Annotated in this window: 19 protein-coding genes and 1 pseudogene; 9 read left to right on the top strand and 11 right to left on the bottom strand. The window is 66.0% G+C overall.

Going from position 1 to position 23,200, the window contains the following annotated elements:
* Positions 1 to 35 precede the first annotated feature (35 nt).
* The 3 genes from AAEX60_RS06240 to AAEX60_RS06230 all read left to right on the top strand — a co-directional run bounded on the left by AAEX60_RS06240 (position 36) and on the right by AAEX60_RS06230 (position 6,170).
* A complete protein-coding gene (locus AAEX60_RS06240) occupies positions 36 to 2,504 on the top strand; it encodes a DNA gyrase/topoisomerase IV subunit A (RefSeq protein WP_446721284.1) in 2,469 nt (822 codons plus the stop codon).
* Positions 2,505 to 2,577: 73 nt separating this feature from the next.
* Positions 2,578 to 3,072, top strand: a complete 495-nt coding sequence (locus AAEX60_RS06235; protein ID WP_342101957.1) for a beta-class carbonic anhydrase — start codon at positions 2,578 to 2,580, stop codon at positions 3,070 to 3,072.
* Positions 3,073 to 3,227: 155 nt separating this feature from the next.
* Positions 3,228 to 6,170, top strand: coding sequence for an NACHT domain-containing protein (locus AAEX60_RS06230; protein WP_342101955.1), 2,943 nt, complete (start codon positions 3,228 to 3,230; stop codon positions 6,168 to 6,170).
* A 5-nt stretch (positions 6,171 to 6,175) separates the two neighbouring features.
* Here AAEX60_RS06230 and AAEX60_RS06225 read toward each other — a convergent pair whose 3' ends face one another.
* On the bottom strand, positions 6,176 to 7,489 hold the full coding sequence (locus tag AAEX60_RS06225; protein ID WP_342101954.1) for an MFS transporter: 1,314 nt from the start codon (positions 7,487 to 7,489) through the stop codon (positions 6,176 to 6,178).
* Positions 7,490 to 7,580: 91 nt separating this feature from the next.
* Between AAEX60_RS06225 and AAEX60_RS06220 the strand changes: the two genes are divergently transcribed.
* Positions 7,581 to 8,045 (top strand): SRPBCC family protein, encoded by a 465-nt coding sequence (locus AAEX60_RS06220; RefSeq protein WP_342101953.1) that lies wholly within the window; start codon positions 7,581 to 7,583, stop codon positions 8,043 to 8,045.
* Positions 8,046 to 8,060: 15 nt separating this feature from the next.
* Here AAEX60_RS06220 and AAEX60_RS06215 read toward each other — a convergent pair whose 3' ends face one another.
* The 3 genes from AAEX60_RS06215 to AAEX60_RS06205 form a co-directional block, all read right to left on the bottom strand.
* Complete coding sequence (locus tag AAEX60_RS06215; protein WP_342101952.1) at positions 8,061 to 8,282, bottom strand: helix-turn-helix domain-containing protein; 222 nt, start codon at positions 8,280 to 8,282, stop codon at positions 8,061 to 8,063.
* Complete coding sequence (locus AAEX60_RS06210) at positions 8,282 to 8,890, bottom strand: hypothetical protein (protein WP_342101951.1); 609 nt, start codon at positions 8,888 to 8,890, stop codon at positions 8,282 to 8,284. Before AAEX60_RS06210 ends, AAEX60_RS06215 begins: the two co-directional genes overlap by 1 nt.
* Before the next feature lie 64 nt (positions 8,891 to 8,954).
* Positions 8,955 to 11,063: a DNA gyrase/topoisomerase IV subunit B gene (locus AAEX60_RS06205; RefSeq protein ID WP_342101950.1), complete on the bottom strand. Its 2,109-nt coding sequence runs from the start codon at positions 11,061 to 11,063 to the stop codon at positions 8,955 to 8,957.
* Positions 11,064 to 11,206: 143 nt separating this feature from the next.
* Here AAEX60_RS06205 and AAEX60_RS06200 point away from each other — a divergent pair, with 143 nt between their 5' ends.
* The gene (locus AAEX60_RS06200) at positions 11,207 to 11,404 is read left to right on the top strand and encodes a DUF7455 domain-containing protein (RefSeq protein WP_342093103.1); all 198 of its coding nucleotides are present in this window, start codon (positions 11,207 to 11,209) and stop codon (positions 11,402 to 11,404) included.
* Between the two features lie 74 nt (positions 11,405 to 11,478).
* Here AAEX60_RS06200 and AAEX60_RS06195 read toward each other — a convergent pair whose 3' ends face one another.
* The 3 genes from AAEX60_RS06195 to AAEX60_RS06185 all read right to left on the bottom strand — a co-directional run bounded on the left by AAEX60_RS06195 (position 11,479) and on the right by AAEX60_RS06185 (position 15,045).
* The gene (locus AAEX60_RS06195) at positions 11,479 to 11,667 is read right to left on the bottom strand and encodes a YbdD/YjiX family protein (RefSeq protein WP_342101949.1); all 189 of its coding nucleotides are present in this window, start codon (positions 11,665 to 11,667) and stop codon (positions 11,479 to 11,481) included.
* The gene (locus tag AAEX60_RS06190; protein WP_342101947.1) at positions 11,664 to 13,955 is read right to left on the bottom strand and encodes a carbon starvation CstA family protein; all 2,292 of its coding nucleotides are present in this window, start codon (positions 13,953 to 13,955) and stop codon (positions 11,664 to 11,666) included. The genes AAEX60_RS06195 and AAEX60_RS06190 overlap by 4 nt, the downstream gene beginning before the upstream one ends.
* Positions 13,956 to 14,028: 73 nt before the next feature.
* The gene (locus tag AAEX60_RS06185; RefSeq protein WP_342101946.1) at positions 14,029 to 15,045 is read right to left on the bottom strand and encodes an LLM class flavin-dependent oxidoreductase; all 1,017 of its coding nucleotides are present in this window, start codon (positions 15,043 to 15,045) and stop codon (positions 14,029 to 14,031) included.
* A 122-nt stretch (positions 15,046 to 15,167) separates the two neighbouring features.
* Between AAEX60_RS06185 and AAEX60_RS06180 the strand changes: the two genes are divergently transcribed.
* Positions 15,168 to 16,604, top strand: a complete 1,437-nt coding sequence (locus AAEX60_RS06180) for an FUSC family protein (protein ID WP_342101945.1) — start codon at positions 15,168 to 15,170, stop codon at positions 16,602 to 16,604.
* A gap of 28 nt (positions 16,605 to 16,632) precedes the next feature.
* On the opposite strand, the gene AAEX60_RS06175 is transcribed toward AAEX60_RS06180, so the two are convergent.
* Both AAEX60_RS06175 and AAEX60_RS06170 read right to left on the bottom strand, forming a co-directional pair.
* Positions 16,633 to 17,148 (bottom strand): GNAT family N-acetyltransferase, encoded by a 516-nt coding sequence (locus AAEX60_RS06175; protein ID WP_342101943.1) that lies wholly within the window; start codon positions 17,146 to 17,148, stop codon positions 16,633 to 16,635.
* Positions 17,148 to 18,470: pseudogene (locus AAEX60_RS06170) on the bottom strand (RNA polymerase sigma factor); the annotation flags it as partial. The gene AAEX60_RS06175 and the pseudogene AAEX60_RS06170, both read right to left, overlap by 1 nt.
* Positions 18,471 to 18,655: 185 nt before the next feature.
* Between AAEX60_RS06170 and AAEX60_RS06165 the strand changes: the two are divergent.
* Both AAEX60_RS06165 and AAEX60_RS06160 read left to right on the top strand, forming a co-directional pair.
* Positions 18,656 to 20,788, top strand: a complete 2,133-nt coding sequence (locus AAEX60_RS06165) for a S9 family peptidase (RefSeq protein WP_342101942.1) — start codon at positions 18,656 to 18,658, stop codon at positions 20,786 to 20,788.
* A 176-nt stretch (positions 20,789 to 20,964) separates the two neighbouring features.
* Complete coding sequence (locus AAEX60_RS06160) at positions 20,965 to 21,885, top strand: sigma-70 family RNA polymerase sigma factor (protein ID WP_342101941.1); 921 nt, start codon at positions 20,965 to 20,967, stop codon at positions 21,883 to 21,885.
* Between the two features lie 29 nt (positions 21,886 to 21,914).
* Here AAEX60_RS06160 and AAEX60_RS06155 read toward each other — a convergent pair whose 3' ends face one another.
* Together AAEX60_RS06155 and AAEX60_RS06150 are read right to left on the bottom strand one after the other, a co-directional pair.
* Complete coding sequence (locus tag AAEX60_RS06155; protein WP_342101940.1) at positions 21,915 to 22,226, bottom strand: hypothetical protein; 312 nt, start codon at positions 22,224 to 22,226, stop codon at positions 21,915 to 21,917.
* Between the two features lie 78 nt (positions 22,227 to 22,304).
* Positions 22,305 to 22,538, bottom strand: a complete 234-nt coding sequence (locus tag AAEX60_RS06150) for a hypothetical protein (protein ID WP_342101939.1) — start codon at positions 22,536 to 22,538, stop codon at positions 22,305 to 22,307.
* A gap of 81 nt (positions 22,539 to 22,619) precedes the next feature.
* On the opposite strand from AAEX60_RS06150, the gene AAEX60_RS06145 reads away from it, so the two are divergent.
* Positions 22,620 to 23,186: a TetR/AcrR family transcriptional regulator gene (locus AAEX60_RS06145; protein WP_342101937.1), complete on the top strand. Its 567-nt coding sequence runs from the start codon at positions 22,620 to 22,622 to the stop codon at positions 23,184 to 23,186.
* Positions 23,187 to 23,200: the final 14 nt, after the last annotated feature.

Below are 23,200 nucleotides of genomic sequence, written 5' to 3'. Positions count from 1 at the left end.
CCGAACGCATCATCGACGTCGACGTCTCCAGCGAGATGGAGGCCAGCTTCCTCGAGTACGCCTATTCGGTGATCTACGCCCGGGCGCTGCCCGACGCCCGCGACGGCCTCAAGCCGGTCCAGCGGCGCATCCTCTACTCGATGGATGACATGGGCATCCGGCCGGAGAAGTCGCACGTCAAGAGCGCCCGCGTCGTCGGTGAGGTGATGGGCAAGCTGCACCCGCACGGCGACACCGCAATCTACGACGCTCTGGTGCGCACCGCGCAGGCCTGGTCGATGCGGCTGCCGCTGATCGACGGGCACGGCAACTTCGGCTCGCTGGACGCCGGCCCGGCCGCAATGCGTTACACCGAGTGCCGGATGGCCCCCTCCGCGATGGCGATGACCGGCGGGCTCGACGAGGACACCGTCGACTTCAAGCCCAACTACGACGGCAAGCAGGACGAGCCCTCTGTGCTGCCGTCGGCCTTCCCCAACCTGCTGGTCAATGGCGCCACCGGCATCGCGGTGGGCATGGCCACCAACATGCCGCCACACAACTTGGTGGAGGTGGTGCAGGGGTTGCGGCACCTGATCAAGCACCCCGACGCCGAGCTGGCCGAGCTGATGCGCTTCATCCCCGGCCCGGACCTGCCCACCGGCGGCAAGATCATCGGGTTGGACGGCATCGCCGACGCGTACGCCACGGGCCGCGGCTCCTTCAAGATCCGCGCCACCGCCCGGATCGAGCAGGTCACCCCGCGTCGCAAGGGAATCGTGGTCACCGAGCTGCCCTACGCGGTGGGCCCGGAGAAGATCATCGAGCAGGTCAAGACCCTGGTGCAGGGCAAGAAGATCACCGGTATTGCGGACATCAAGGACCTGTCCGACATCAACAACCACACCCGGCTGGTGATCGAGGTCAAGAACGGGATCAACCCCGAGGCAATCCTGCAGCAGCTGTACAAGAGCACCAAGCTGGAGGACTCCTTCGGCATCAACAATGTGGCGCTGGTGGACGGCCAGCCGCGCACCATGGGGCTCAAGGAGCTGATGGAGGTCTACCTCCAGCACCGCTTCGACGTGACCCTGCGCCGCACCCAGTTCCGGCTGTCCAAGGCCACCGACCGGCTGCACATCGTCGAGGGGCGGCTGCTGGCCATCGTCGACATCGACGACGTGATCGCCATCATCCGCAGCTCCGACGACGTCGCCGAGGCCCGAACCCGGTTGATGGATGCCTTCGAACTCACTGAGGTGCAGGCCAATGACATCCTGGACATCCCGCTGCGCCGGCTGACCAAGTTCAGCGTGATCGAGCTGGAGAAGGAGCGTGAGGAACTCCAGCGCACCATCGAGCAGCTGACCGAGATCATCGAGAACCACGACGTCCTCAGCAAGCTGGTCAGCTCCGAGCTGGCCGAGGTGGCCAAGACCTATGGCGACCCGCGCCGCACCGTGCTGCTCGCCTCCTCCGGCGAGGTGACCAGCGCCAAGGCCACCCCGCTGGAGGTGCCCGACGAGCCCTGCTGGGTGATGATGAGTTCCGCCGGGCTGCTGGCCCGGATGGACACCGCCGATGAGATCAGCGTCGGCGGTGGCCGGGCGCAGCACGACGTGATCGTCTCCGCCATCCGCGCCACCAGCCACGCCGAATTCGGGGTCATCACCAACCACGGCCGGTTGATCCGGGCCCGGGCGATCGAATTGCCTACCGTCGTTGCCACCGCCAGCTCACCCAATCTCAAGGGCGGCTCCCGCGCGTCGGAACTGTACAGCTTTGACAAGGGCGAACGGCCGCTGGCTCTGACCACGCTGGATCCGCACTCGCTGGGTCTGGCCGTCGGTACCCGCAAGGGCGTGGTGAAGCGGGTCAATCCCGATGTGTTGAACAAGGACTCCTGGGAGATCATCCGGCTGGACGACGGCGACGAGCTGGTGGGCGCGGTGGAACTCACCGACGCCAACCACCACCTGGTCTTCGTCTCCAGCGACGCCAGCCTGCTGCACTTCCCCGCCTCGCTGGTCCGGCCGCAGGGCCGATCGGGCGGCGGCGTGGCCGGGATCAAGCTGGGCAAGGACTGCCGGGCCGTCTGGTTCGGCGCCACCCCCACCCACGACGCGGTGCTGGTGACCGTCTCCGGATCGTCGGATGCCATCCCCGGCACCGAGGTGGGCTCGGTGAAGTTGACCCCCTTCGACGAGTATCCCGCCAAGGGCCGAGCCACCGGCGGCGTGCGCTGCCACCGCTTCCTGAAGGGCGAGGATGCCCTCGTGCTCGGCTGGGTGGGCCCCAATCCCGCCATCGCCGCGGCCACCAGCGGTTCCGCGATCGACCTGCCGCCGGCCACCGGGCGTCGGGATGGCTCCGGGACGCCGACCCTGCAGCCGATCGCCGCCGTGGCCAGCCGGGAGGTGGGCCAGCGGACCAGCGCCGACGAGGCCGCCCAGACCGCAGACGACAGGCAGGACGAGATCGCCGAGCAGTCGGCCGGGGACCCGGAACAGGACACCCTGATCTGAGCTGTTCGACTGCGCGATGATTTTCTGCTGAACACTGCCGCCGGGCCAGCCCCGGCGGCAGTAGGTTTTTCCCATGGGTGATTTCAACGATCTACTGGAAGCAAATGACCGCTACGCGGAGACCTTCAACGACGGCGGCTTCGATGGCATCGCCAGGGCCGGGGTGTTGGTGCTGACCTGCATGGACTCCCGGATCGAGCCGTTGGGCATGCTCGGGCTGAAGCTGGGCGACGCCAAGATCCTGCGCAGCCCCGGCGGTCGGGTGACCCCGGACGTGCTCACCGGCTGCATCGTCGGATCGCACCTGCTGAACGTGAACCGGATCATGGTGGTGCAGCACACCCGCTGCGCGATGGCCTCGGGCACCGACGAGGAGGTCGCCGACAAGATCATCGAGGCCAGCAAGATGGACCTGCGCGGCATGACCTTCGGCGCCAATCCGCAACAGGAACGCACCCTGGACTTCGACGTCCGGCTGCTGCGCTCCCATCCGGCAATCAAGGCCCGCACCAAGATCGGCGGCTTCATCTACGACGTGGACAGCGGCAAGCTGACCCAGATCCACTGATCTGATTCTCGGCCTGCGAATTCCAGTATTCTCAGGCCGGTCACCAGAAGCTCGAGAGCAACTGAAGACCTAGGCTGACACCGCACAGCTACGCCTCGCTCAGCAGCCCTCAAGTCTTCTCAAGCCATTGCAATCAGATCGAAAGGACTGAACACATGGCTATCGGAGAAGCAGTACTTACCATTCTGGCCGATGTTCTGATCACTGCAGTCCCAGCACACTCAAGGCGGAACTCCCAAGAATCAGCCATGGAGATACTGGAGATACTGGAACGTCAGGACCCGCGCGAAGACGCACTGTCTTATACCGCAAGCCTCTCGGAGATGGGCGTGTCCATCGCAGAAGCTGAACGCTGCAATCAATTTCTGCAAGCACCAGAAGGAAAAGTCTTCCTGGCACTCATAGCCACCTACGCCATTGGCGCTCCAAATTCGATCAACAGTGAACAGAAGCGTAATCCGTTAACCGAGAATGGAGCGGCGCTATTTGGTCTATTTGACAGACAAACATTCGCCTTTCATACGAAGGCATGTCAAGCTATCACTACCACGACATACAACCTCATCGAACAACGTCTACAGCGACTGGCAAAGAAGGACCGAGAACTCTGGTCCTTGGTTACAAGACACTACAAACGACAGGCGCAGTTACGCCCAATTGCGACGCTCGGAAAGAACGCCCAAGCCTTACGAAACCTTGCTCTTGACTTCCCCATTGACGTCAGGGAGCAGATCACGCGTCTTGCTGTGGCAACCGAACTCGGGCTCCGCGAGATTGAGGTTCCCGGAATCGGGGGGTCACATCGGGGGCCAATCTCCGAAATCAGAATTGATCGCACCTTGATATCCGAAGAGATCCACAGCGATTCGCTACTGAGACTCATGGATGGGTCCTGCAGACTGATAATCGCTGGAAACCCCGGTGAAGGGAAGACCACCGAGATTCGATATTGCGCGTGGACTCTGAGTAGCGCAGTAATCACAGGCGCAACGGACTCGATTCCTATCCTGCTAGAACTTCGACACCTCGCTCGGGATTTGGAAACAAATCCAAACCTCCAGCTGATCGAGTTCATCCATGAAACCATTAATGCCATGGATGTCGAAGTCGGCGTTAACACGATACGATACTTGCTGCAAACCGGTCGAGTCACCCTCTTCCTCGATGGCCTCGACGAGGTTATTGACGTGCGCCTCCGAAAGAAGATCTCCGCGAAAATATCATCCTTCTGCACAATCTATGCGATCAATAATTTCGTTGTGTCGACCAGAATTCAAGGATACTTTGAAGCGCCCCTGGGAAGCGCTTTTGAATTATGGCGACTCCAAGAGTTGAACGAACAGCAGATAGCTCAGTTTACGCACCAGTATTTTGAGTTCTTCGCCGACGATCCGAACCATCGTCGCAGCTCCGAGTTCCTCCGCCAATCCCTTCCCATGTCCGAGTTGCGCAAGAACCCTCTTATGCTGGGATTGCTTTGCAGTATGCATCTGCAGGGAAAGCGTTTACCCGAGGGCCGACTGGACCTCTATAGCAAGTGCGCCGACTTGCTTTATTCAGATTGGGACGCCAGCCGTGGCATAGAGGTTCTCGTTCCTGATGAGACGAGAACACGCGAAGCCATCGACGAATTCGCACTGAAAGTGTTCCGCGAGGGAGAAGAAGAGTTCACGGAGAAATGGCTAATCGATGAACTCGAAGAATTCTACCTGTTGGAGCCGGGAACGAAATTAGCGGACGCGATGAGCTTCAGCAGAGCGGCCTTGCAGATTTGGTCCGGCCGGCGTTGGATTCTGACGAAGGTCGGCACCGACCACCAAGACGCCTACCTTAGATTCACCCACAGAACATTTCTTGAGTTCTTCGCCGCAGAGTCGATAGCAAACAACTCTGGCTGCGGTGAGGATCTCTGGACACAAATCGAGCCGCTCATAATTAATTCCACCGGTAGTGTCGTGGCGGACTTGGCGCTCGAAATGTACTGTCGATCATCACGACCTCGATCCGAAGATGTCATGGCCTGTGCGCTAGGACGTATCGAGGAGCACGGCGAGGCTGAGGAGTACTCAATATCCTCGAGGCTCGCAGAGTATGTCGCATCCAGCCTTCACATCCTTCGAAAGTGCTCCGTAGATCAACGAGCTAGGCTCTTCCTATGCATCCTCCAGCAGATGGCCATGAGGTTCAAACAGGGTGGAGCGGCTCATGGGACACTCATTCGGTCAACCAATCCCCCTCGGAAGACGCTGCTAGAATGCGGGGAATTGCTTCGTGGGTTCCGCCGAGTAAAGAGCGACGAAACCGCTCACTATACCCACCTGCTCGAGGATCTTCTCGAAAAGCTCTCAAGCAGTGATCCTGAGACGACGTTCAGCTTGGTTTCCAACTTTCAATACATCGCCGCAGCAGTAGAGTTCGAAGAAGCGGAGCGATCGCGAGAACTCTCGGAAGATTTCTCGCCCTGGAACGGCTGGGATAATCTCGATAATTCCTTCTCTCAAACCCGTTCTAACCTGATCGATTGTCTCCCCAGAGAATCACTTCGCCAGTCAGATATCCTTCGATCTATTTGTTTGGGAGATATCCATCCAGAAGAAACAATATTTGCCTTACCTGGCGAGATATTTACAACTGGACCATTTGGTGAATCAGAGATCGGGTCACCAAGCCTATGTCACTACGTAGTAGCCGCTGTTTTCGGGATTCAGTTGAAAACTCCCCCACCTACTCGTTCACAGCTATCCCCTGAAATTCTCGCGCCGCTTTCACGGTATCTTGCTTCGGGGAACATCGACGATCTAGCAGGCTCTCTGGGGCGACTCGGCGCTGAAGGCTGCAGCGGAGAAATCTCGCCAGCATCCGGATTAAGTAGCTTGGGTGGCGCCTTCGCGCTCAAGCTCTTATGCCGCAAAGACCAACCCTTCGTTGAATCCGCAATTCAGCTCTTTCGCCACAATCAACCTGATCGAGCAGAGACCATAGAACAGATTCAGTACCCGGTGCAGGATGCCGTTGGGGAAGATAAGGACCGACTTTCTGGCCTCAGCCTCTCTAGAGATGAAAGGGTCGCGCTCGAAGAATACTTGGAAATTCGATGATCTCCTCATCTTTTCCCGTGCGTCACGCCGGCGATCCGGAGCGGCCAGAAGGCGGCCAACCCGAGCGCCAGGGTCACCACGATCCCCATGATTCCCCAGCGCACCCCGAAGGCGGCGGTGAACAGCCCAATCAGGGCGGGGGCGATGAAGCTCACCACCCGGCCGACGGTGGCGTACAGGCCGAAGGTCTCGTTCTCCTCGCCCTCGGGGATGATCCGGGTGAGCAGGGTGCGGCTGGCCGACTGCACCGGCCCCACCATGAAGCTGATCAACATCCCGCCAACCCAGAAGACGTCGGTGCGGTTGGCGACGACGATTGCCAGCCCGAAGCCGATGATGGCGGCCAGGCTGGCCAGGATCACCGGCCGCGGGCCCAGCTTGTCGTCCAGCCGGCCGAAGATCCAGGTGCCCAGGGCGGCCGAGACGCTGGCGGCCAGGCCGAAGTAGATCACTTCCTCCTTGCTGAAGCCGTAGGCGCTGGCGGCGATCACGCCGGCGAAGGCGAAGACGGCGTTCAGCCCGTCGCGGTAGATGGCCGCGGAGACCAGGAAGTGCAGCAGGCCGCGCTCGTCGCGCCACATCCGGGCCAGGCGACGGCCGATGTCGCGGTAGGCGGCGCCGACGCTGAACCGCTCCCCCGGCCGGGGTTCGCCGTCGGGCCCCAGGATCATGATCGGCAGGCTGAAGGCCAGCATGAAGACCGCACAGAACAGCGCCACGCAGCGCACGTTGAAGGCGGCGTCGGTGGGCAGGCCCAGCAGACCGCCCTTGAGGATGAAGCCAAACAGGGCCGCCACCAGGCAGACCACGCCGCCCAGGTAGCCCAGCGCCCAGGCGGTGCCGGAGATCCGGCCGACCGTCTTCGGGGTGGAGACGTGCGGCAGCATCCCGTTGTAGAAGACGCCCGCGATGTCCTGGCTGACGCTGGCGAAGGAGAGCAGCCCCGCACCCAGCAGCAGGTAGGCATTCTCCGGCTTGACGAAGAAGCAGCCGGCCATGGCTGTGACGGTGATCAGGGTGGAGACCGCCAACATCAGCCGACGACGCCGCACCCGGTCCGCCCAGGCCCCCATCAGCGGCGCCAACAGGGCCAGCACCAGCCCGGCGATGGTCTGGAAGTTGGACCAGACCACCTGCCCGTGCGCCGGGTCGTCGGCCACCGTCCCGGTGACGTAGACCGAGTAGACAAAGCTCAGCATCACGGTGTTGAAGGCATTGCCGCCGAAGTCATAGGCGCTCCACGCCGCGACGACCTTCCGGGGAGCCGGGGTCTCGTCCAGCGCGGTGCCGCTCGGGGCGGTGTTGATCGGGGTGGTCACAGGGGCACGCTAGCCGCACCAGGTGACCAATGGGTGTCCGCCACCCGCGAAAGTGCTGGAAGCCGGGCCCCGGGCATGGTTGCGTGGAGACATGACCGAGATCACCAAGACCACCGCCAGCCGCGAGATTTCCGCCGCCCCGCAGGACATCTTCGACCTGCTCAGCAACCCGGCGCGGCATGCCGAGACCGACCCGGCCGGCTCCGTCGTCTCCACCGACAAGGGTGAGCGGCTCAAGGCCGTCGGCGACACCTTCCGGATGAACATGGTCAAGGCCGACGGATCCGAGTACCAGACCGACAACGAGGTTTTCGCCTTCGTCGACGGCCGGGTGATCGGCTGGCAGAACAAGCGCAATGTGACCAAGGATGTCGAGGTGGGTTCCAAGTGGCTCTACGAGCTGGAGCCCGTCGATGCCGGCACCACCAAGCTCACGCTGACCTACGATCCCAGCGAGATCACCGATCCGCAGATCCAGGCCATGGCCAAGGAGAAGTTCGCCGTCGAGTCCCAGCTGGATGACTCGCTGGCCAAGATCGCCGAAGTCCTGGCCTGAGCCTGACGGGTCTGCTCACCCTTCGTCGACGCTGAACAGGTCCCCCGGGGCACAGCCCAGCGCGTCGCACAGCGCGGTGAGCGTGGTGAACCTGACCGCCTTGGCGCGGTTGTTCTTCAGGATGGACAGGTTCACCACGCTCAACCCGACCCGTTCGGCCAGCTCGGTGAGCGTCATCCCGCGCGCCGTGAGCAGTTCGTCGATGTGGCAGACGACGCGGTGTTCGTCGGCCGGCATCAGATCACCTCGTCGAGCTCACCCTGCAGCTCCTCGCCACGCCGCAGGACGAACTCGAAGGCCAGACACAGGTAGAAGCCGAACAACGGGATGAACATGTCACCCAACCTGGTGGACGTGGACAAGCCAGTACCCAGGCTCCCGAGGACCCAGTTGGAGCCCAGCACCCGCAGTCCGTAGGGCACGACGGCGAGCACCACCAACAGCCAGCGAACGGTGGCGACACGACGCGCCACTCCCCCGTCAAAGATGGTGTCCACGTGGGAGGCCTCCCTGAGCAGCAGCCCGATCCCGAGCAGTACCCCGCCCCACAGCAGCGGGATGAGTGCCTCGGCGAGCTTGAGCAGCACCACACTGCCCAGCGGAGCCAGCGCCACCGGGACGGAGAGCTGGTAGGGCCAGACGAGCGCCACACCCGCCGGTAGGTTCGCCAGCGCCAGTTCACCGCCGCCATTCTGGACGCGCAGGCCCACCTCGCCCGCCATGACTACGGCCACTGCATTGCCTGCCGCGTACAGCAGCACGATCCCTGCGAAAATGAGGGCCATGATGCTGGGTCCGTCCAGACGTCCCTGACGGACCTGGCCCCGGTGCTCCGAAAGTTCCACGACAACTCCCTCCATAGCGAATTTCGTTATTAACGATATTCGCTATGGAGCTCGCTGGCAAGGCTCAGGCGTCGATCTGCTCTGCGTCCAGGCGGTAGGCGCCCTCGACGATGAACTCCTTGCGCGGGGCCACCTCATTGCCCATCAGGATCTCGAAGGTGCGCTCGGCGGCCTCGGCGTCGTCGACGGTGATCCGGCGCAGCGCCCGATGCCGGGGGTCCATCGTGGTCTCCTTGAGCTGGTCGGCGTCCATCTCGCCCAGGCCCTTGTAGCGCTGCGGTTCCTTGAAGTTGATCCCCTTCTTGGTCAGCTCGGCCATCTTTCGCTGGTACTCGGCATCGGAATAGGTGTAGATGTACTTGTCCATCCCGCGCTTGGGATTAGTCAGCTCGAAGCGGTGCAGTGGCGGTACGGCCGAGTAGACCCGGCCGGCCTCCACCATCGGCCGCATGTAGCGGAAGAAGAGGGTGGCCAGCAGACAACGGATGTGGGCGCCGTCGGAGTCGGCGTCGGCCATGAAGATCACCTTGCCATAGCGGGCCTGGTCCACGTCGAAGGTGCGCCCGGAGCCGGCCCCCACCACCTGGATGATGGCGGCGCACTCGGCATTCTTGAGCATGTCCCCCACCGAGGCCTTCTGCACGTTGAGGATCTTGCCCCGGATCGGCAGCAGCGCCTGGTGCTCGGAATTGCGGGCACGGCCGGCGGTGCCCAGCGCCGAGTCACCCTCGACAATGAACAGCTCAGTCAGCTCGGAGTCGTTGCTGCGGCAGTCCTTCAGCTTGGGCGGCAGGCTGGAGCTCTCCAGCGCATTCTTGCGTCGCTGGTTCTCCTTGTGAGCCCGGGCTGCGACGCGGGTCCGCGACGCCCCGATCACCTTCTCCATCACTTGCCGGGCCTGCGACTTCAGCGCCGGCTTGGAGGATCCCAGGAATTCCCCCAGCTCCCGCTCCACGACGCGCTGGACGATCCGGGTGGCGGGTGGGGTGCCCAGCACCTCCTTGGTCTGGCCCTCAAACTGCGGCTCGGCCAGCCGCACGGTGACCACCGCGGTGACACCCTCCAGGCAGTCGTCCTTGATGATGTCGTCGCCGGCCTTCATCAGCCGGGTGCCCTCCATCGCCTTGGTGAAGGTCCTGGTCAGGGCGCGTTCGAAGCCCTGGACGTGAGTGCCGCCCTTGGGCGTGGAGATGATGTTGACGAAGCTCTTGACCGTCGTGTCGTAGGAATTGCTCCAGCGCAGCGCGATGTCCACGTGCAGTTCCCGCTCCACGTCCTGCGGGGTCATGGCGCCCGTCTCAGCGTCCATCATCGGCACCGTTTCGGTGAACACGTCGGAGCCCTGCAGCCGCAGCACGTCGGTCAGCGGTTGGCCCTGGCTGAGGTAGTCACAGAACTCGCTGATCCCACCCTGGTGATGGAAGACCTCGACGTCATTGGCGCCGTCGCGCTGGTCCGTGACGGTGAACTTCAGCCCGGGCACCAGGAAGGAGGACTGCCGGGCGCGCGCCAGCAGCGAGTCAACGTTCAGCTGGGCGTCCTTGAGGAAGATCTGCCGGTCCGGCCAGTAGCGCACCCGGGTGCCGGTGACGCCGCGCTTGGCCTTGCCGACGACGCGCAGGCCGCTCTGCGGGGTGAACTCGGCGTCCGGCCCGGGGCCGTCGAAGACCCCGGGCTTGCCGCGCCGGAAGCTCATCTCATACGTCTTGCCCGCCCGGTCCACCTGCACGTCCAGGCGGGCGCTGAGGGCGTTCACCACCGAGGCGCCGACGCCGTGCAGACCGCCGGTGGCGTTGTAGGCGCCGCCGCCGAACTTGCCGCCGGCGTGCAGCTTGGTGAAGATCACCTCGACGCCGCTCAGCCCGGTGCGCGGCTCGGTGTCCACCGGCATGCCGCGGGCGTGGTCGTCCACCTGAACCGAGCCGTCGGCATTGAGGTAGATCTCGATCTCATCACCACTGCCGCCCAGCGCCTCGTCGATGGCATTGTCGATGATCTCCCACAGGCAGTGCATCAACCCCTTGGTGTCGGTGGAGCCGATGTACATCGCGGGGCGCTTGCGCACCGCCTCCAGCCCTTCGAGTACCAGCAGGTGCTTGGCCTCGTAGTCGCGGCCGGCCTGGGCTGCGTTCTTGGCGGCGGTCTTGGTGGCAGGAGTGTTCGCGGAAGGCACCCCGAAAGGGTACTCGCCGTGGCAGACATTGTCCGGACCGCACGCCGGGTAGGCTGGCAGGGAACAAGCGGTGCAGCGTCGGCGTTGCACCTGGTGTTCGAGATTCCGCGGGCCGCTGGCCCGCCAAACCATTGGAGGCCACAGTGACCACCACAGTCATCGAGGATCGTTCGCTGGACGCGACCGACCGCTGCGACCGTTGCGGCGCCCAGGCCTACCTGCGCGTCATCCTGGCCTCCGGCGGGGAACTGCTGTTCTGCGCGCACCACGCCCGCGCCCATCAGGACAAGCTGCAGCAGGTCGCGCTCAAGATCCAGGACGAGACCGCCAAGATCGGCTGACCCGGATCCCCTGAGATCCAGCCCAGAAGACAGCGAAGCGCCCCCACCCGTGCGGTGGGGGCGCTTTGTGCACCTCAGCAGCAGCGGGCCGTCGGGGTGCGGGACTCCTGGTCCCACTTGGCCCGGTAGAACTCCGCCTTGCTGGGGGCGCGTGTTCCCGGATGGGCATGGCGATGATGCGCCAGGTAGCGCTCATAGGCGTCCAGGCCGCTCATTCCCTTCCACACCCGGGCCAGCAGGTGCGCGGCCTCACGGGCGGTCATGACGTCGCCACCTCGTGGGCGTGGGCACGGTGGTCCAGGTGCTCGCCGCTGGCGTCCCGCCCGGCCGCCCGCCACTGCGCCAACACCTGCTTCTCCTGCTGGGTGGCGAAGAAGCTGGCCGGGGCAAAGATCTCCGAATCCACCCGCGGGGCCTCCGCGTCGGGCAGGCCACCCTTGCGCCAGGCCTGCCAGGCGATCCGCAGACCGATTCCCAGTACCACCAGCACCAGTGCCGCGTAGACGATGCTCAGCGTGCCCTGCACGAAGGTGTTGCGGATCACCATGTCGATCTCGTGCGGCGTCTTCGCCGTCAGGTACGTGGCCTGGCCCGCCTCCTTGGCCGCCTTCGCGGCGGCATGGTTGCTCCAGTAACCGATCTTCGGGTTGCTGGAGAAGATCTTCTGGTAGCTGGCCCACATGGTGATCAGCACATCCCAGGCCAGCGGCAGGCCCGGGATCCAGGCCCACTTGAACAGTCCCTTCTTCATCACGACGACGAAGACCAGGGTCAGCGCGATGGCGGCCAGCAGCTGGTTGGCGATGCCGAACAGCGGGAAGAGCATGTTGATGCCGCCCAGCGGATCGGTGACACCCATCACGACGATGGACCCCCACGCCACCACGGTGAGCAGGGTGGTGATCCAGGCGCCGGCCCGCCAGGACGGGTCGCTGAACCGCTTGAGGCCGGGGACATTGGCCAGCAGGTCGCCAATCATGAACCGGGCCACCCGGGTTCCGGCGTCGATAGTGGTCAGGATGAACAGCGCCTCGAACATCACGGCGAAGTGGTACCAGAAGGCCTTGGCGGCACCGATCAGGGGGATGTCGCCGAAGATCTGGGCCATGCCGAAGGCCAGCGTCGGGGCACCGCCGGTGCGGGAGATGATGGTGGTCTCCCCCACCTCGTGCGCGGCCTGGCTGAACATCTCCGGGGTGGCGGCGGGCAGCGGCTGGCCGCCGGGGCTGACCAGTCCCAGACCGTTGGTGTACTTGGCGACGGTCTCCGGCGTGCCGCCGGTCAGGCCGAGCGGCGCGTTCATGCCGAAGTACATGTGCTGGTCAATCACGCAGGCGGTGATCATGGCCGCCATGGCGACGAAGCTCTCGGTGAGCATGCCGCCGTAGCCGATGATGCGGGCCTGGGACTCCTTCTGGATCATCTTCGGCGTGGTCCCGGAGCTGATCAGGGCGTGGAAGCCGCTCAGCGCCCCACAGGCGATGGTGATGAACAGGAAGGGGAACAGGTCTCCGGCGAAGGCCGGGCCGGTGCCGGTGCGGGCGAAGGTGGTGACCGCGGGCATGCTCATCACGGGCAGCACCACCAGGATGGACAGTGCCAGGAAGGCAATCGTGCCCACCTTCATGAAGGTGCTCAGGTAGTCACGGGGCGCCAGCAGCAGCCACACCGGCAGGACCGCGGCAAAGAAGCCGTAGATGGCAATGGCGTAGGCCAGCTGCACGGGGCTCAGGGTGAAGACCTGGGCCAGCGACGGATGGTGACTGACCCACGATCCGCCGACGATCGCGGCCACCAGCAGCACGATGCCGATCGCCGAGGTCTCCCCCACTGCGCCGGGGCGGAGGTAGCGCATGTAGATGCCCATGAACAGGGCGATCGGGATGGTCATGGCAATCGAGAAGACACCCCACGGGCTGTGCGCCAGGGCACCGATGATGACGATGGCGAGCACCGCGATCAGGATGATCATGATGGTGGTCACGCCGAGGATGGCGAACCAGCCGCCGACCGCTCCGAGTTCGTCCTTGGCCATCTGGCCCAAGGAGCGTCCCCGCCGACGGATGGACAGGTGCAGCACCATGTAGTCCTGCACGGCGCCGGCCAGGATCACGCCGAAGACGATCCACAGCGTGCCGGGCAGGTACCCCATCTGGGCGGCGAGCACGGGTCCGACCAGGGGCCCGGCACCAGCGATGGCCGCGAAGTGGTGCCCGAACAGCACCACCCGGTGGGTGGGCATGAAGTCCTTGCCGTTGGCGAACTCCTCGGCCGGGGTGGCGCGGGTGTCGTCGGGACGGTGGATCTTGCGCTCGATCAGCTTGCCGTAGAAGCGCAGCGCCAGCAGGTAGCTGCCGACGGCGGCCAGCACGAACCAGGCGGCGCTGACCCGCTCACCACGCTGGACGGCGATCACGAACCAGGCCACCGCGGCCAGCACGCCGATCACGCCGAAGATCAGCTTCTCGCGGCCGGAGATCTGGTCGTCGGGGACCACCGCGACGGGTGGCAGGGGGCCGGTGGCCGGCTGGGGTGGTGGGCTGGTGGACACGCTGTCGCCTTTCTGGACGTCGTCGATGACGGCCGGAGCCTATCGACGACGCCCAGATTTCAAGACACGCGTCTCACTTGGTGGTCAATTCCATGGCGTGGACGTCGCGCAAGGTGTCGATCCGCGTCTGGACGTCGTAGGTGGTGGCGGCCAACATCAGCTCCTGCACCCCGGTGCGGGTGACCAGGTCCGGCAGCTGGGGCTTGACCTCGTCGGGCGTGCCGACGAACTTGGTGGCGGGCAGGTGCGTCAGCATCTGGGCATCCAGCGGATTGATCCCCCGCTCGGCGGCGGTCTCGGGCGAGACGACAGGAGTGAGCCGGTTGGTGCGCAGCGCCAGGGCCATCTGCTTGGCCGGGCCGGCCAGGTATTCAGCCCGCTCGGCGTCGGCGTCGGTGATGACGCTGGTGGCGATCATGGCGTGCGGCTCGGCCAGGGCCGGCGAGGGCTCGAAGCGGCCGCGGTAGGCCTCCATCACCGCCACCTCGTCCATCTGGCCGAAGTGGTGGGCGTAGCAGTAGCGCAGGCCCAGCATGCCGGCCAGCTGCGCGGAGTAGGCGGAGCTGCCCAGCAGCCAGACCTCGGGGTGGGTCTCGGCCTTCGGGGTGGCGGCCAGCGACGCCGACAGCGGCTCCTCCAGCCGGTTGTCCCCCAGCCAGCTGAGCAGTTCCAGCACGTGCTGCGGGAATTCCTGCACCCCCAGCGCGTCGGAACTGCGACGAAGCGCCGCGGCCGTCCGCTGGTCCGTGCCGGGCGCGCGCCCCAGCCCGAGGTCGATCCGATTCGGGTAGAGGCCCTCCAGCAGGGCGAACTGCTCCGCGACGACGTAGGGGGCGTGGTTGGGCAGCATCACGCCGCCCGAACCCACCCGGATCTTCGACGTGTGCGCCCCCAGCGCAGCGATGATCACCGGCGGGTTGGTGGAGGCGACGGCGGGCATGTTGTGGTGCTCGGCCACCCAGTAGCGGCGGTAGTCCAGCTGGTCGGCAGCCTGCGCCAGCCGAATGGAACGCTGCAGGGCCTGCGGGGTGTTGGTGTTCTCGGTGACTGTGACCAGGTCCAGCACGCTCAGCGGAATCGGATTGCTCATACCGTCTGGAACCCGCACGCAAGCGGTGCTATTCCGCTGGGTTGGTGCTGGCGGTGGTGCTCAGCTGGCGGCCAGCTTGCACACAGAAATCTGTCAGACCGCACTCCTAGACTGGGCGGCAAATGCGCCACCACCTCACCCGCCTGTTGAACTTCCTCTGGCCGTCCCGCCCGGCGGGCCGCCGGGAGATGCTGGCGCGCGCCCTTCCGGTGCTGGGCAACCTGGCGCGGCTCGCGACGGCGTCGGTGCTGGCCTTTGGGCTCACCCGGTGGCTGGTGAGCGGCCCGATCGACCTGACCTCGGCCCTGACCGCCCTGCTGGTGATCCAGGCCTCGGCGGCTGGTTCCTTCAAGATGGGCCTGCTGCGCATGGTCTCGGTGACCACCGGCGTCGGGCTGGCGCTGCTCACCGCCGGATACCTGGGCATGCACTGGTGGAGCCTGGGGCTGGTCATCTTCAGCGCGCTGGTGCTGGCCCGGATCCTGCACCTGGGCAATGCCAGCCTGGAGATGCCCATCAGCGCCATGCTGATCCTGGGCTCCACCCAGGGCGACGTGGCCGCCGAGACCCGGATTGTCTCCACCGTGATCGGCGCGGCCGTCGGCATCATCTTCCCGCTGGTCCTGCCACCGGCCGTCCCCTTCCGGTCGGCCTCCTCCGCGGTGCGCCGGGTGGCCAGCAAGCAGCGCGACGTGCTGCACAGGGCCGCCGAGGCGATGGAGGAGGGCGCGGTCAACAAGGCGATGGTCTCCGGTTGGATCGACCAGGCGCGCAAGGTGACCCAGCAGGTGATCGAGGCGCAGAACCAGATCACCGAGCTGACCGACCTGCGCAAGTTCAACTCCCGTGCCATGGGCCGGGCGGACATCGCGCCGATCCTGACCAGCGGGCTGAACAGCCTGGAGAGCTGCCTGCTCAGCCTGCGCGCAATCTTCCTGGTGATGGAGCGGCACGCCCCCGCGCCGGTCCACCCGTCGCTGGGCCTGGCCCACACGCCGGAACAGCCCTTCGACGACGACGTGCAGCAGGCGGTCGCCATGATGCTGCGCCGGTTGGGCGACTGCCTGGATGCCTTCGGGACCATGGTGGAGGCCGAGGCCAATGGCAATGAGGACAAGGCGCACGAGGTCTTCGTCAGCAACTACCGGCAGCTGCGCGAGGCCCGGGCCGACATGGCGGAGCTCTTGGCGGCGGCCGACAGCCTGGGCGACCAGTGGCTGCTCAGCAGCGGCATCCTGGCCTCACTGGACCAGGTGTTGCAGCAGCTGGACGTCGACGCGCGGGTGCGAGTACGGGACCGGTGGAAGGCCTCCCAGCTGGGGCGTCGCCTGGCCGAGGGGCAGATCGGGCCGCGGACCAATCCCGTCGACCGTTTCCGGCACGAGCGGATGCGGGCCCGCGGGTTGCGGCGTCGACACACGGCGCCGGTGGTCACCGACTTCCTGGGCGATGACGAGAAGACCCAGGTGATCCCCAAGCTGGACGCCGAGACCCTGGCCCAACTGGAACGGGACAAGCCGAAACGCGATCGAGGGCGGCTGCGCAAGCTGGTCCGCTGAGCCCGGCGTCGCGACAGACCGTGCAGGGTCAGTCGGCGTGCCGGACCATCCGCAACTCGGTGGCCCCGGCCAGGTCCGGATTGGTGCGCTCGGCGCCATCCAGCTCGAAGCCATTGCGCCGGTAGAAGGCGACGGCCCGGTCATTGCCCTGCAGCACCCACAGGTAGCAGTCCATGTCCCCGACGGCCATCTCCAGCAGCCGGTCGGCGGCGCCGGTGCCCTTCACCTCGTCTGTCAAGTGCAGACTGACCAGCTCCAAGATCTCCGGAGGATTCGCGTCGCGTGCGGGCAGGGCGCAGGCCATCCCCACGACGCGCTGATCCCGGGAGTCCAGCAGGATCCAGAACCAGACGTCGTTCTGAGTGGCGACGGCCCACTCCATGGTGCGGCGCTGGATGGCGCCCTCCCGCTCACGGGCGTCGATGATCTCCTCGGACAGCAGGCCCTGGTAGGACTCCCGCCAGGCCTGCGCACAGGCGCGCACGGCGCCCTCGATCTCGGCGGGGTGCTCGGCTCGCTTGATCCGGTAGGGGGTCTTGCCCATCAGTCGAGGTAGTCCCGCAGCACCTGCGAACGCGACGGGTGGCGCAGCTTGCTCATGGTCTTGGACTCGATCTGGCGGATCCGCTCCCGGGTGACGCCGTAGACCTTGCCGATCTCGTCCAGCGTCTTGGGCTGGCCGTCGGTCAGGCCGAAGCGCATGCTGACCACGCCAGCCTCCCGCTCACTCAGGGTGTCCAGCACGTCGTGCAACTGCTCCTGCAACAGGGTGAAGTTCACGGCGTCGGCCGGGACGATCGCCTCGGAGTCCTCGATCAGGTCGCCGAACTCGGAGTCGCCGTCCTCGCCCAGCGGGGTGTGCAGGGAGATGGGCTCGCGGCCGTACTTCTGCACCTCGACGACCTTCTCCGGGGTCATGTCGAGTTCCTTGGCCAGCTCCTCCGGGGTGGGTTCCCGGCCGAGGTCCTGCAGCATCTGGCGCTGCACGCGGGCCAGCTTGTTGATGACCTCCACCATGTGCACGGGGATGCGGATGGTGCGGGCCTGGTCCGCCATGGCGCGGGTGATGGCCTGCTTGATCCACCAGGTGGCATAGGTGGAGAACTTGTAACCCTTGGTGTAGTCGAACTTCTCGACGGCGCGAATCAGGCCCAGGTTGCCCTCCTGGATCAGGTCCAGGAAGAGCATGCCGCGGCCGGTGTAGCGCTTGGCCAGGCTGACCACCAGGCGCAGGTTGGCCTCCAGCAGGTGGTTCTTGGCGCGCTTGCCGTCCTCGGCAATCCACTCGAAGTCCTCGACATCGGCGGCCTTGACCTTGATCGAGTCGTCGTTGAGCTGCTCCTCGGCGAACAGGCCCGCCTCGATCCGCTTGGCCAGCTCCACCTCCATCTCGGCATTCAGCAGGGCCACCTTGCCGATCTGCTTCAGGTAGTCCTTGACCGGGTCCGCGGTGGCGCCGGCCACCATCACCTGCTGCTCGGGCTCGTCGGTGTCGTCGGCGTCGGAGACGACGAAACCCTGGGACTCCTCGACGAGCTCCTTCTCCTCCTTGGCGGTCTCCTCCGGCTTGAAGTCCGCCTCGTCGACGTCGTCCAAGGTCCGCTTCTTGCCACCGACGGTGAGCACCACGTCGTCACCATCACGCTTGACGTGCACCTCGAGGTTCTCGCCCTCCACGGCGCCCCCGATGGTCACCACCTCTTCCTCGGCGGCGGTCTTCTTGGTGGTGCGCTTGGCGGTGGTCTTCTTGGCCGCGCTCTTGGCCGTCGTCTTCTTGGCGGCGGTCTTGCGGGCGGTGGTCTTCTTGGCGGCGGCCGGGGCCTCGACGGTCTCGTCGGTGGTCTCGGTTGCCTTCTTGGAAGAGCTGGGCGTCAACGAAGGATCCTCTCGGGAGTCCGGGAAAGCTTTCCTGGCCGCAAGCTGCGGGCAAGGAATGGAAGGCTGCTGATTTCAGGGCGTGGTCAAGCCGGTGAAAGTCAAGAGTACTCCCGCAGACATCTTGGCACGCTCGGGGTCACAACCCAAACCGGGTGCCGCACTAGGCTGTCGGCATGTCACTGAAGCCTCCAGTCGCAGCCAAGCACCCCGTCACCCGCTCCTTCCACGGCGACGACTTCGTGGATGACTACGAGTGGCTCCGGGACAAGACCAACCCCGAGGTGATCGCCCACCTGGAGGCCGAGAATGCCTACGCCGATGCCCTGGCCGCCCCGCTGGCGGGGCTGCGGCAGGAGATCTTCGACGACATCTCGGCCCGGACCCAGCAGACCGACCTGTCGGTGCCCGCGCACGTCACCCACGTCGACGACGATGGGGAGCAGGGCTGGTGGTACTACAGCCGGACGGTCGAGGGCAAGGACTACCCGATCCACTGCCGGGTGGCGGACCTGAGCGGCGTTCGGCCGGACCTGTCCGGTGAGGTGGCCGGGGAGCAGGTGCTGCTGGACGGCAATGCCGAGGCCGAGGGGCACGAGTTCTTCGCCCTGGGCGGGTTCAGCGTCTCCCCCGACGGCCAGTTGCTGGCCTGGTCGGTGGACCATGCCGGCGACGAGCGGTTCACCTCCTACCTGCGAGACCTGGACAGCGGTGAGGACTTCGGGCCGATCCACACCGACCTGTCCCACGGCCTGTGCTGGGCCGGCAACCAGCACATCGTCTACTCCCTGGTGGACGAGGCGTGGCGACCCTTCCAGGTGTGGAGCCATCGGTTGCAGACCGATCCCAGCAAGGACGTGCTGCTGCTGCAGGAGGACGACGAGCGCTTCTGGCTGGGCGTCGACGAGTCCCGGGACCGCAACCACCTGCTCTTCATGGCCGGTTCCAAACTGACCAGCGAGTGCTGGCTGCTGCCCACCGATGATCCCGAAGGCACGCCGACCTCGGTTGCCGGCCGGGTGGAGAACGTCGAGTACCAGGTGGAACCAGCCGGTGACCAGGTGCTGGTGCTGCACAACCGGGACTGCGCGGACTACAGCCTGGCCACGGCGCCGCTGCACTCCCCCGGCGCCGAGCACTGGACCACCGTCGTGGCGGGACAGCCCGGGGTGCGGCTGGAGTCCGTCGAGGCCTATGCCGGTCATGCGGTGCTGACGGCACGCCGCGACGGGTTGAGCACCGTCGCGATCCTGGACCGGGCGGGCGAGGGCTTCGGCGAACCGCGGTGGGTGGACTTCGACGAGGAACTCTACGACGTGCAGCCCTACAGCGAACCCGACTGGGGCAGCACCACGGTGCGGCTGCAGTACACCTCCCTGATCACCCCGGCCAGCGTGCTGGAACTGGACCTGACCAGTGGCGACACCACTCTGCTGCGGCGCACCCCGGTGCTGGAGCACCCGACCCACGGCGCCTACGATCCGGCCGACTATGTGCAGCGACGGCTGTGGGCCACCGCCGAGGACGGGACCCGGATCCCGATCAGCCTGGTGCACCGTAGGGACGTCGTCCCCGACGGCAGCGCCCCGTGCCTGCTCTATGGCTACGGCTCCTACGAGGTGTCGATTCCGCCGAGCTTCTCGATTGCCCGGCTGAGCCTGCTGCAGCGCGGGATCGTGTTCGCCATCGCGCACGTGCGCGGCGGCGGGGAGATGGGACGCGCCTGGTATGACCAGGGAAAGCAGCTGACCAAGCCGAACAGCTTCAGTGACTTCGTGACCTGCGGGCGGCACCTGGTGGAGCAGGGATGGACCTCCCCGGACCGGCTGGCGGCCCGGGGGCGCAGCGCCGGCGGCCTGCTGATGGGCGCCATCACCAACCTGGCGCCCGAGCTGTTCCGGGCGGTGCACGCCGGGGTGCCCTTCGTCGACGCCCTGACCAGCATCCTCAAGCCGGAGCTGCCGCTGACCGTCGTCGAGTGGGAGGAATGGGGCAACCCGATCGAGGATCCCGAGGTCTACGCCTGCATGAAGAGCTACACCCCGTACGAGAACATCCGGGCGGAGCGGTATCCGGCGATCCTGGCCACCACCAGCCTCAACGACACCCGGGTGTTGTTCACCGAGCCGGCCAAGTGGGTGGCCAGGCTGCGGGAGACCGTCGTCGCCGACCCGGAACGGCCCATCCTGCTGAAGACCGAGATGGTGGCCGGGCATGGCGGGGTCAGCGGCCGGTACGGGTCCTGGCGGGAGGAAGCCTTCGAGCTGGCGTGGATCATCAGCCAGATCAGCCAGGACCACCAGGCCTGAGGGCTTCCACCGAGCCTTCCCCTCAGGGAAAACCCTGAGCTGGGCGGGCAGGATCTACCCCCTGGGTATGGTCTTGTCCGCTCAGAGCGTGATTTGGCTGATCATGGGCACTTTCGTGGATCGTTTCGGGAACCTTGTGCGTTGTCAGGGGTGAGAAACGGTGAAAGGTGACCCAGATGGACACACGAACGCGAGTGCGCAGCAGCGAGGGCATCGACGGCAAGGATTCCGTCGGCCTCTATCTCGAGACCATCGCCCGCACTCCCCTGCTCACTGCCGAGGACGAGGTTGAGCTGGCCCGCACCATCGAGTTGGGGCTGTACGCCAAGGCGCTGCTCGACGGTGAGCTGAAGACGCGCAAGAAGGTCTCCACCGACGAGCTGCAGCAGATGGTCGACGAGGGCGAGGCCGCGATGCAGCGCTTCGTGCAGGCCAATCTGCGACTGGTGGTCTCCGTCGCACGCAAGTTCGGCCGGGCCCAGATGCCCCTGCTGGACCTGGTGCAGGAGGGCAATACCGGCCTGATCCGTGCCGTCGAGAAGTTCGACTACACCAAGGGGTTCAAGTTCTCCACCTATGCCACCTGGTGGGTGCGGCAGGCGATCAGCCGCGGCATCGCCCAGCAGGGGCGGATCGTGCGGCTGCCGGTGCACGTCGCGGAGCAGGTGAACCAGGTCAATGCGGTGCGTCGCAACCTGGAGCGCCAGCTGGGTCGCGAGCCGGAGGTGGCCGAGATCGCCGCCGAGCTGGCCCTGGAGGAGGAGCGGGTGGTGGACCTGATCCGCTACAGCCGCGAGCACGTCTCCCTGGATGCCCCCGTCGAGGAGTCCGGCGACACCTCGCTGGGTGACCTGATTGCCCGTGAGACCGCGCCCGGCCCCGACGAGATGGTGCTGGACGCCGAGGAACGGCAGGTGCTGGACAACATGCTGGGCGGTCTGGATGAGCGTTCCGCCGACGTGGTCCGGCGTCGCTACGGCCTCTCCGACGGCCGTCAGGCCAAGCTGGCCGACATCGGCGCCGTCTGGGGCATCACCGCCGAGCGGGTCCGCCAGATTGAGCGCAATGCGCTCGCGCAGCTTCGGGAAGCCGCCTGAGCTTCCCTTCCGCCACCCGCACGCGCCGCTCACCCATTCCGGGTGGGCGGCGCGTGTGGTTCTTCCGGGCCCCTCCTCCAGATCCGGACGCCCAGCAGGGCGATCAGTAGGGTCGAGGGCCAGACCGCGAGCCGCTCCAGCGCCCCGGGCAGCGGGGCCTCCAGCCACAGGGCGACGGCCAGCCCGGCCGCCAGAGCCAGCAACAAGATGCCCACCAGGACGCCCCGAAGGGGGCCTCGCTTGCGAATGAGAGGTAGCCAGACCAGGGCGGGCACCGCGGCCAGGGCGAGGGCCGGGGCCGAGACCAGGAAGTGCAGGCCGGGGTCGACGTCCAGCGGCACCAGCCCCGTCGCCGCGGTGCTGGCCCCGGCCAGCAGGGCCGTCGTGATGCCGGTGATGCGTCGCCATCCGGCGCCCAGCTACGGCGCGAGCAGCAGGGTACCCACCACCAGGGCGGACCCCGCCAACACCAGTGCGCCGTTCAGCCATGCGTGCGCCGACGAACAGAAGGTCTCGCCACACGCCACGCCGAGCTCGCTGATGGTCTGCCGCAACCAGTCGTAGCGCCCGCCAGTCAACCAGCCGACCACCAGTTCCACCGGCAGCGTCACGGCGCTCAGCAGCCACAGCCCGGCGCCAACCTGTCTCCTCACCACAGCCGATACCATACATGCGTATGGGTCAGCTCCTGTGGGGCCCTGCCGGGAGCGATCCCATGGGGCACAATGTTCGGGGTGACCACCCTGCGCACCGACCTGCTGCATTCCGCCGCGGAACTGGTGGCCTCGAGGGGGCTCGAGGCGCTGACCATCCGGGCGGTGGCCGCGCAGGCCGGTGCCAGCATCGGCGCGGTGCAGCACCACTTCCCCACCAAGGCGGACCTGCTGCTGGCACTGGTGGATGCCATCGAGGGGCAGATCAGAGCCGATCTGGAGACGAGCGAGGCGGCTTCAGGTCGGGAGTCGGCGCCCGAGGCGCTGCACCGGCTGACCGAGCTGTTGGGTGGAGCGACGGCCGACGCGCAGCCCTCGATCAGGGTGTGGCTGGCCTTCGTCGCCCACGCCCTGGGTGATCCGACAGTGGCCAAGCATCACCGGCAGCTGTGGCGCACCGTCGAGGATTCCCTCGCCCGATTGCTGGAGGGCGCGGGAGTTCCGGCCATGGAGGCGGCGGACCGGGCCGCGATCCTGCTGGCCAGCCTGGACGGGATCGCCATTGCGCGTGCCATGGAACCCGACCGGATGCCGCTGGAGCGCTGCCGTCGGCTGGTGCACCAGGCCACGACGACCGCCCTGGCGTGAGGCCGGTGGGCGGC

The organism is Luteococcus sp. H101, assembly GCF_038433155.1.
In the GTDB taxonomy this organism is placed as follows: domain Bacteria; phylum Actinomycetota; class Actinomycetes; order Propionibacteriales; family Propionibacteriaceae; genus Luteococcus.
The sequence above is the reverse complement of the archived record's forward strand: the minus strand, read 5'-3'. Positions and strand labels throughout refer to the sequence as shown.

What these genes read in the sequence shown, in the direction of transcription:
- AAEX60_RS06240 (WP_446721284.1), top strand. Translation starts at nt 36, where the DNA reads ATGGAGGCCAGCTTCCTCGAGTACGCCTATTCGGTGATCTACGCCCGG.
- AAEX60_RS06235 (WP_342101957.1), top strand. Translation starts at nt 2,578, where the DNA reads ATGGGTGATTTCAACGATCTACTGGAAGCAAATGACCGCTACGCGGAG.
- AAEX60_RS06230 (WP_342101955.1), top strand. Translation starts at nt 3,228, where the DNA reads ATGGCTATCGGAGAAGCAGTACTTACCATTCTGGCCGATGTTCTGATC.
- AAEX60_RS06220 (WP_342101953.1), top strand. Translation starts at nt 7,581, where the DNA reads ATGACCGAGATCACCAAGACCACCGCCAGCCGCGAGATTTCCGCCGCC.
- AAEX60_RS06215 (WP_342101952.1), bottom strand. Translation starts at nt 8,282, where the DNA reads ATGCCGGCCGACGAACACCGCGTCGTCTGCCACATCGACGAACTGCTC.
- AAEX60_RS06195 (WP_342101949.1), bottom strand. Translation starts at nt 11,667, where the DNA reads ATGACCGCCCGTGAGGCCGCGCACCTGCTGGCCCGGGTGTGGAAGGGA.
- AAEX60_RS06185 (WP_342101946.1), bottom strand. Translation starts at nt 15,045, where the DNA reads ATGAGCAATCCGATTCCGCTGAGCGTGCTGGACCTGGTCACAGTCACC.
- AAEX60_RS06180 (WP_342101945.1), top strand. Translation starts at nt 15,168, where the DNA reads ATGCGCCACCACCTCACCCGCCTGTTGAACTTCCTCTGGCCGTCCCGC.
- AAEX60_RS06175 (WP_342101943.1), bottom strand. Translation starts at nt 17,148, where the DNA reads ATGGGCAAGACCCCCTACCGGATCAAGCGAGCCGAGCACCCCGCCGAG.
- AAEX60_RS06165 (WP_342101942.1), top strand. Translation starts at nt 18,656, where the DNA reads ATGTCACTGAAGCCTCCAGTCGCAGCCAAGCACCCCGTCACCCGCTCC.
- AAEX60_RS06160 (WP_342101941.1), top strand. Translation starts at nt 20,965, where the DNA reads ATGGACACACGAACGCGAGTGCGCAGCAGCGAGGGCATCGACGGCAAG.